Annotated in this window: 9 protein-coding genes; 6 read left to right on the top strand and 3 right to left on the bottom strand. The window is 60.9% G+C overall.

Annotated features, from left to right (window positions below; translation table 11 throughout):
- Positions 1 to 195: 195 nt before the first annotated feature.
- Entirely contained in the window at positions 196 to 942 is a 747-nt protein-coding gene (locus ATY29_RS31695) for a glucose 1-dehydrogenase (protein ID WP_097537504.1), read from the bottom strand.
- Between the two features lie 107 nt (positions 943 to 1049).
- Between ATY29_RS31695 and ATY29_RS31690 the strand changes: the two genes are divergently transcribed.
- Complete coding sequence (locus tag ATY29_RS31690) at positions 1050 to 1394, top strand: ArsR/SmtB family transcription factor (protein WP_097537503.1); 345 nt, start codon at positions 1050 to 1052, stop codon at positions 1392 to 1394.
- Between the two features lie 115 nt (positions 1395 to 1509).
- On the opposite strand, the gene ATY29_RS31685 is transcribed toward ATY29_RS31690, so the two are convergent.
- Positions 1510 to 1866 (bottom strand): hypothetical protein, encoded by a 357-nt coding sequence (locus ATY29_RS31685; RefSeq protein ID WP_097537502.1) that lies wholly within the window; start codon positions 1864 to 1866, stop codon positions 1510 to 1512.
- Between the two features lie 285 nt (positions 1867 to 2151).
- Positions 2152 to 2640: a RidA family protein gene (locus ATY29_RS31680; protein WP_097537501.1), complete on the bottom strand. Its 489-nt coding sequence runs from the start codon at positions 2638 to 2640 to the stop codon at positions 2152 to 2154.
- 295 nt (positions 2641 to 2935) lie between these two features.
- On the opposite strand from ATY29_RS31680, the gene ATY29_RS31675 reads away from it, so the two are divergent.
- From ATY29_RS31675 to ATY29_RS31655, 5 genes are all read left to right on the top strand, one after another.
- On the top strand, positions 2936 to 3640 hold the full coding sequence (locus tag ATY29_RS31675) for a TetR/AcrR family transcriptional regulator (RefSeq protein WP_097537500.1): 705 nt from the start codon (positions 2936 to 2938) through the stop codon (positions 3638 to 3640).
- A 149-nt stretch (positions 3641 to 3789) separates the two neighbouring features.
- Positions 3790 to 4104: a hypothetical protein gene (locus ATY29_RS31670; protein WP_244597481.1), complete on the top strand. Its 315-nt coding sequence runs from the start codon at positions 3790 to 3792 to the stop codon at positions 4102 to 4104.
- 174 nt (positions 4105 to 4278) lie between these two features.
- A complete protein-coding gene (locus tag ATY29_RS31665; protein ID WP_003569626.1) occupies positions 4279 to 4593 on the top strand; it encodes a hypothetical protein in 315 nt (104 codons plus the stop codon).
- Between the two features lie 141 nt (positions 4594 to 4734).
- The gene (locus tag ATY29_RS31660) at positions 4735 to 5526 is read left to right on the top strand and encodes an aldolase (RefSeq protein ID WP_097537498.1); all 792 of its coding nucleotides are present in this window, start codon (positions 4735 to 4737) and stop codon (positions 5524 to 5526) included.
- A gap of 206 nt (positions 5527 to 5732) precedes the next feature.
- Positions 5733 to 7661, top strand: coding sequence for an adenylate/guanylate cyclase domain-containing protein (locus ATY29_RS31655; protein ID WP_097537497.1), 1929 nt, complete (start codon positions 5733 to 5735; stop codon positions 7659 to 7661).
- Positions 7662 to 7808 lie beyond the last annotated feature (147 nt).

Below are 7808 nucleotides of genomic sequence, written 5' to 3'. Positions count from 1 at the left end.
ACACAGTCCCCACCAGATGAGCCTCCAATGGTGACGAATTAAACCGGACACCAGTGGCCTTGAGCCTGGAATCCATGGTCACAACCGAGGAGACCGGGCGTGGGTCCTCGGGGCAAGCCCGAGGACGACGGAGGGTGGGTGGACCGGTGTCCGAATATGCGCGCGCTCGAGCAGCGCGCGCTTTTCACTTACATCTCAGCGGAAACCGCCGCTGGCGACCAGGCGTTCGCCGGTCAGCCAGCGGGCATCGTCGGACGCGAGGAAGACGGCGATGTCGGCGATATCGTCTGGCTGGCCGATGCGGCCGAGCGGCGTCTGGGCGACTATGGTCTGCTGCAAATCCGAGCCGATGACGCCGGCCGTGTGGGTGCCCTCGGTCTCGACCATGCCCGGCAGAATGGCGTTGACGCGGATCTTGCGCGGGCCAAGCTCCTTGGCAAGCACGCTATTGATGCCCTCGACGGCGCCCTTGGTGCCGGTGTAGACGGCCGATGCCGGCAAGCCCAGGCTGGTGACCACCGAGGAGATGTTGATGACGCTGCCGCCCTCGCCGAGATGCTTGGCAGCCGCCTGGGTGGTCAGGAGAACGCCGAGAACGTTGACGTCGAACATGCGGCGATACTGCTCCTCGGTCACCTCGCCGATCGGGGCGAATTCATAGACGCCGGAATTGTTGACCAGCACGTCGAGCTTGCCGAATTCCTTGACCGCGGCATCGACCACGCCCTGCGCCTGTTCGGATTTGGAAACATCGCCCTGCACCGCGATGGCCTTGCCGCCGGCGGCCCCGATCGCCTCAACCACGGCGTCCGCTCCGGCCTTGCTCGAGGCGTAATTCACCACCACTTGTGCACCCTCTGCCGCGAATGCCTTGGCGATCGCAGCGCCGATGCCTTTGGAGGCCCCCGTGACCACAGCGACCTTTCCCGTGAGCTTAGCCATATCTCAATCCTTCTGATCCGGACTGCCGCCGGAATTGGCGGTCCTGTTCCGTAGTTCAGAAATTCGGAACTGTTGATCTTAATGTCAAGGGACGCTATATAAAATTCATGAGACCGCTGTTTCACCCAGCCCTGGAAGATATCCGGCCCGAAGCGATCCTCTATGCGCTTTCGGATCCGGAGCGCGTTGCGATCTACGCGCAGCTTGCCGGCGCTTCCGGTGGCGGCACCTGTTCGGCGCTTGCCCAGCTCGGCGACCGCGTCATCCCGAAGTCATCGCTGTCGAACCATTTCAAGGTGCTGCGCGAATCCGGGCTGATCCTCAGCGAGCGCCAGGGTATCGAGATGCACAATCAAACCCGCTGCGCCGAGCTGGACGAACGCTTTCCGGGCCTGATCAAGGCCATTCTGCTGGCTTACGCGCAGATCCCCGGGCAGCCGAAGGTGGGTTGACGGCCACCGGAGCCATTCCAGGAAAAGTGCGAAGCGGTTTGTCGATCGGGCGCGTAAACAAGGGCGAGCTTGCATCAGAGCCCGCGCCAGTAGCCGGCCCCGCTTGCAAAGCTGGTCAGGAGCTGTCAGGCGGCGAGAAGAAGCAGTTTACGTCGTTTTCCGTCGGATGCAGGCAGATATGATACCGGCCATCTCCGGAGGGGATTTCGTCCCCATACGGGATGAAGAACAGGTGTGGCTGTGTCGCGAGGTAGTGGTCCCCCGGATGCAGGAAGACGGAAAAGCCGCGAGGCCCCCGACTGATGCCCTGAGTGGGAATGGCCTGGCAATCTCCAACCAGACCCTGAGCTCTGCAGCACGCCGGAGGATAGATCCAGCCGCTCTTTGCTTCATGGGCGTCGGTTCGAACGATAGTGCAGACGGAGATCGCCCCAAGTGTGATCAGGCGTACTGCTGATGTGGCGAGTGTCATTGCATACCTCCTTAGAGGCAGCCCCTCGAAAAACGCCGCGAGGTTGCGCACTGATTTCCAAAACGCGCGATCTTTTCGATACGTCGATTGGTTGTTTTTGCTACTAACCTGCGCCTGAAGAGCCAGGCCGATGTTCGACCCGCCTCTCCATGTGCCGCCACGCATCACGGCAATGGACCAGGATACAGCGCGGCTGCGTGGAAGTGAAATCAAACTTCCGGCTGGGAGCGGTCTACGCTTCCGCAAACCGTTCCAGCCTGATCAAGTGCTGCGCCTGTCCCAGCGCTAGTCCAAAACGACGACGGCTTCGACCTCGAACAGCATCGGCTCGATCGCCAGCTTGGGAACCGGAATCAAAGTCTGCGCCGGCAGCGCTGCGCCGAACATCTCCTTGACGTTCTCGGTCAACACTTGAAGCTTCGACATATCGTGATCGACGACGAAGACCGTCAGTTTGGCGACTTGGTTGGGCCTGGCGCCAAGCGCATCGAGGGCGCTGCGCAAATTGGCGTAGGCCTGCTTCACCTGGACGGCGAAATCGGGCGACAAGGCCCCGGTGCCGTCCTGGCCGCCCTGACCGGAGATATAGGCCGGCCGGCCTTGCCGCGGCACGATCACGGCCGTGCTGTAGCCGTTCGGCGTGGGGTCGTAGAGGTTTTTCGGATTGACGATCTGAAGCTTGGGATCGTTCGCGTTGGCTGTCGCCGCAGCCGGAATTCCAGTGGTCATGATGATGAGCCCTCCAATGAGCAGGTGCTTGATTGCGCGTGACATGATTTTCTCTTGGGCGTTGAGGACGGCGGGCCACCTCGCCGCCGTCTGCACGAGTGAACGTTGATCTGTCGCCAATACGAGATGACTCGTACAACGTACGATTAACTTGCATCGTACGTTGTACGAGTCAATCCGTCAGGATCGACATTCAACGCATTGTCGGCTTAAATCGACGCTCTCGATCAGCGAATGCATGTCGCTCGGAACTGCAACGGTTCCGGGTTAACGACATGCACGAAACAAGGGCCGAAAGCCGGTGGCATCAAATTTGATGCGCCGGGCTTGGGGAAAATGCATGGCAGCCAAACGCAGCGGCGGACAGAGCAAGCGGTCTGAACGTAACGTCTCTCCTCCATCCGGGCCGGAGCCGCGCAGTGAACAGCCCCTCTCGCTGGAACGGATCGTGGCGACCGCGGTCGAACTGCTGGATGCCGAAGGGCTGGACGGATTGAAGATGCGCCGGCTGGCCGATCGGCTCGGCGCGGGTGCGATGAGCCTCTATTGGCACGTCGGCAACAAGGAGGAGGTCTTCGATCTGGCGCTCGATGCGGTGCTCGCATATCGCGGCCCGGCGCCATTGGGTGAGGCCGGCGACTGGCGCGGAGACGTCGTTCATATGCTTGCAGACTGGCGCGCCGGCATGCTGCGCCATCCGTGGTCGGCAGCACTGCTGCCGCGCCGGGCGCTCGGCCCCAACATCCTCTTTCGCCTGGAACTGCTGAGCAGCACCCTGTCCAGAGCCGGCGTGGCGGACGCGGATCTGAACGTCGCGATCTGGTCGCTCTGGAACTATGTGATCGGCGCCACCACCACCCGGGCAAGCTTCGAGCTTTCCGACGAGGACAGAGCCGCCGCGCAGCAGCGCCTCACAGGTCTCAGCCAGCACTACCCGACAATCGAACGCTCCCGGCTGCTGCTGGACAATGACTGGGAGGGCGCCTTCAACAAAGGCCTCGACTTCCTGCTCGATGGCCTCGTTCCCAAACAATATAATTCGTAGCGCCTGGAAAATGTGGGAAGGAAAGTGCTTTGTTTCGTTACCTCGGCGCTGCAATATTGACCTGCGTGCCGCTCGTTGCCGCCAATGCCGCATCTCCAGATTTTTGCCGAAACAGGATCGAGCCGAACGAGCCACTCGAGACGCGATTCATGGGCATCGACTATGCGCTGATGATCCATGTGCTGGCGGAGAAATATTGCGGAGCGGAGCCCACGCCGATGCGTCCACGATTTTTGGGATATATCCAAAAGCAGGGCTGTTCTCCGGGAACCGAGATCTATTCGGACGTCGAAGAGACGATCGCAAAGTTGGAGGGAGCAAGCCTGAAGCTTCTCGCTCAGAATGGAGACCCTGACCTCCCGCTTTCCGAACGGCAGGTGCAGGATTGGGCGGCGAACGCTGCAAAAGAGCTTGGTGGATGCGACGCATTGAAAAGCGTCCATGATGCCGAGTTCCCGCGGTAAGACGCGGTCTCTTTTCCATCAGCGGCGGCGAATATATACTGGCGTCTGGCGGCTGCGGCCCAAACCCTAGGCCCCACGTCGGCTGCAGGGGTCCGGAAAGTGCGAAAAGGCGCCGCCGACCTCTGTCATCCAGGCCCATCGGAACTCAACGTCAGGGGTTCGGAGGATCATGATATGAAAGTCTTGCTCACGCGAAAGGCGTTGAACGAAGTCCGCAGGTTCGGTGAATACATGTCGCGAAGCGAGCGCGATAGGGAATTGGTACCATCGATTGAATGGGCATCGCCGTCCACCAGTGAAACGACCGGGCAGATCACCGAGCTCGGCAGCCATCTTTATTTGGGAGCGCTGGAGGCTGACAAGCTGCAGGGACGGATGATCCTGAAGCAGGAAGGCGTAACCTTTGCGCTTGCCTTGCCCAAGGAGGCTGAACGGCTCGCCTATGTTAAAATCGACTATGCCGGACGCGATTTCTTTATCAGCAGTTAGCCTGCACCCTTCGTCGTTCCAAGCCCCGAGCCGGGGCTCCATGCCAATCGGCTGCGTGTTTCGCTCCAGTGGGCTTGATGCCAGGATCATGCGGGCGTAATTCGAATAGCCCTCTCCGCGACACCAATCTGAAACGATCTCATGGCCCACTCGCTGAACACGACCCCCTCGCCCGCCACTGGGCCCAACCAGCCGAAACTCGATACGGAAGAAATCTGGCAGGCCCGCGCGGATCTGGCCGCCTGCTTCCGGATGGCGGCGCGGCTCGGCATGGAGGAAGGGATCTGCAACCACTTCTCGGCAGTGGTTCCCGGTTATGACGACCTGTTCATCGTCAATCCCTATGGCTATGCCTTCGCCGAACTGACGGCCTCGATGTTGTTGATCTGCGATTTTCACGGCAACGTCGTGTCGGGCAGCGGTCAGCCCGAGGCCACCGCCTTTTACATCCACGCCAGGATTCACAAGAACATTCCGCGCGCCAAGGCGGCCTTCCACACCCATATGCCTTATGCCACCGCCCTTTCGATGACCGAAGGCGACCCGCTGATCTTTGCCGGGCAGACCGCGCTGAAATTCTATGGCCGCACGGCCGTCGACCGCAATTACAACGGTCTGGCGCTCGATGCACGCGAGGGCGACCGCATCGCTGCAGCGATCGGCGATGCCGACATCGTCTTCATGAAGCACCATGGCGTGATGGTCTGCGCACCCAATATCGCCGAGGCCTGGGACGACCTCTACTATCTCGAGCGTGCCTGCGAAGTGCAGACGCTCGCTTTGTCGACCGGACGCCAAGTCCTTGCCGTCGCGCCTGAGATCGCCGAAGCGGCCTATCGGCAGATGCGCGAAGGAGACCCGGAGTCGGCCCGGCTGCATCTGGAGGCGGTGAAACGCACGCTCGATCGCAGCGAGCCCGATTATAAAAGCTGAGGCACCCCGCGGCTTCGTGCAGCAAGAGGCAAGTTCTCTTGAGGGCGAGAGCGCTGATATCGCCAGCTTGTGCAAACCTTCAAAAAGCAGTTAGCTGGCATCGTCGGATATGTTCGTTGCCGCTTGCCAAAGCTCCGCAAAGCAGGCCCAAATAACAGGCATTGCGCTATAGTGCTGAGACGTGTCCGCATTTCGGGGGAAATCGCGTGCGCTGGTCCAAACCCCTAAGACTGCATCTCGGCGTCCTGGTGGTCTCGTCGCTGCTTTTTACGTCGGCGCCGATCATCTGGATGGCGTTCAACCACGGCAGCGAGGCTGCGGTCAGCGCCGGCGCGCAGCAGATGCGCCAGATGAGCCTACGACTGATCGAGGGATACCGCAATACGCTGCAGGGCGGCACCGAGGCGGTGGCGCTGGCAACTACCCTGCCGCAGCTCGTTTCCCCACCGCCTGAGGAGATCAAGGCAAAACAGCAATTCTTTCAGGAGGTTCTCAGAAACGTCCCGAACGCCACCAGCATTTACGCCGGCTATCCCGATGGCTCCTACCTGCAGGTGATCAATACTGCCCGGCGCGACGTCCGCCAGACGCTTGCCACACCCGATGGCACGGCTTTCGCGATCAGAATGATCGCCCGCAGACCAATCGCCCAAAGATCAGCGGCCGATATCATCTCGACGCTTGGTTTTCTTGACAGCGATACAAAGATGATCGGGGAGCGCAATGTCGAGGATACATCGTTCGATCCGCGGCAAAGCCCCTGGTATCAATCGGTGATTCAAGACGGCGTGCCGGTTTCCGTCGGCCCCTATGTCACCGGAACGCTCAAAGTTCCGACGCTGGCGATCGCAGCCCCGATGCGGGACGACGGCAAGGTCGTCATCGGCATCAACATTCACCTGCAGACCGTCAGCCGGCTGCTTGATGCAGGTGAGATTTCGCCGCGCGCCCGGGCCTACATCATCGATGCCGGCGGCAATCTCGTCGCCCATTCCGACCCTGATATCATGCGCAGGATCATCGCATTGTGGTCGAGAACATCAGGGGCATTTGCCGCGACGGCAAACAGTTTCGACCCGAGCCTCGAAACCGTGGAGCGGCTCAGGCTGGATCCCGCCTTTGCCGGCGGCGGCCTGGCACGGGTCGATTTAAATGGCAAAACCCATCTGGTGCAGATCGCCCCGGTCGGGGTGTCCGGCCTGTTTACGGGAAGCGTGGCTGCCATCGTCGTGCCGCTGGAGGATCTGGTGGCCGAGGCCAATCGGCTGCTGGTGCGCAATCTTTTCGTTGCCGCCGCCTTCGTGCTCGCCGGTGTCGCCGCATCGGTCGCGCTGTCTCGCATGGTCAGCCGCTCTCTCTATCGCCTGGCCGACGAGGCGCGCAGGATCGGCGATCTGGATATCGGCGAGAAGGGCGAGTCGCATTCGTGGATATCGGAGATTAACACGCTGGCGACTGCGCTGGTCGCCAGCCGTCACGCCATCGGTCAGTTTGCCCTCTATGTTCCGCGTGAAGTGGTCCGGCGGATCGTCAATCCCGAAACAAGAACGATCGTCAGGGCCAAGCGGCAGGACGTCACCGCGCTGTTTACCGACATCAAGGACTTCACCACCATCTCCGAACAACATTCGCCCGAGGAGGTGGTCGACACGCTTTCGGCCTATTTCGAACTGCTGAACACGATCGCCGAACGCCATGGCGGCACCGTCGTGCAATATCTCGGTGATTCCATTTTCGTCATGTGGAATGCCCCGGTGGACGATATCAGACATGCCGAACACGGCTGTCGATGCGCGCTGGCCATGAAAGCGGCGATCGACGGCTTGAACGAAGCCAATCTCAGGAATGGCCGCCCCGAACTCGTCACGCGCTTTGGATTGCACACCGGCCCGGCCGTCGTCGGCAGCTTCGGCGCAATCTCGCGTCAGCAGTACACGGCGATGGGCGATACGATCAATGTCGCGTCACGGCTGGAAGGATTGAACAAGGAGCTCAACACATCGATCCTGGTCAGCGCCGCCACCCGCGCCGCGGTCGCCGACCGCTTCACCTTCCGCCCGCTCGGCCTCGCCCCCGTCAAGGGCCGCGCCGTGAAGGTCGACATATGGGAGCTTGTCGGGGAAATCAAAGACTGAGGCTTAACTCGGCCTGCTTGCAAGTCAAACGCTCCTGAAGTCGCTCACTGAAGCACGGGTCCCCCCATCTCCGTCATCCCAGGCCTTGAGCCACTGCTGTCCGGTTTAAATTTGGTGGACAAGGCGCACGGTGTTGATTCTACTCGT

Source organism: Rhizobium hidalgonense (assembly GCF_002914525.1).
GTDB lineage: Bacteria > Pseudomonadota > Alphaproteobacteria > Rhizobiales > Rhizobiaceae > Rhizobium > Rhizobium hidalgonense.
The sequence above is the reverse complement of the archived record's forward strand: the minus strand, read 5'-3'. Positions and strand labels throughout refer to the sequence as shown.

Bases quoted from the DNA above. Each gene is read 5' to 3' on its own strand.
- ATY29_RS31660 (WP_097537498.1), top strand. From the start codon at position 4,735: ATGGCCCACTCGCTGAACACGACCCCCTCGCCCGCCACTGGGCCCAAC.
- ATY29_RS31680 (WP_097537501.1), bottom strand. From the start codon at position 2,640: ATGTCACGCGCAATCAAGCACCTGCTCATTGGAGGGCTCATCATCATG.
- ATY29_RS31675 (WP_097537500.1), top strand. From the start codon at position 2,936: ATGGCAGCCAAACGCAGCGGCGGACAGAGCAAGCGGTCTGAACGTAAC.
- ATY29_RS31665 (WP_003569626.1), top strand. From the start codon at position 4,279: ATGAAAGTCTTGCTCACGCGAAAGGCGTTGAACGAAGTCCGCAGGTTC.
- ATY29_RS31670 (WP_244597481.1), top strand. From the start codon at position 3,790: ATGGGCATCGACTATGCGCTGATGATCCATGTGCTGGCGGAGAAATAT.
- ATY29_RS31695 (WP_097537504.1), bottom strand. From the start codon at position 942: ATGGCTAAGCTCACGGGAAAGGTCGCTGTGGTCACGGGGGCCTCCAAA.
- ATY29_RS31690 (WP_097537503.1), top strand. From the start codon at position 1,050: ATGAGACCGCTGTTTCACCCAGCCCTGGAAGATATCCGGCCCGAAGCG.
- ATY29_RS31685 (WP_097537502.1), bottom strand. From the start codon at position 1,866: ATGACACTCGCCACATCAGCAGTACGCCTGATCACACTTGGGGCGATC.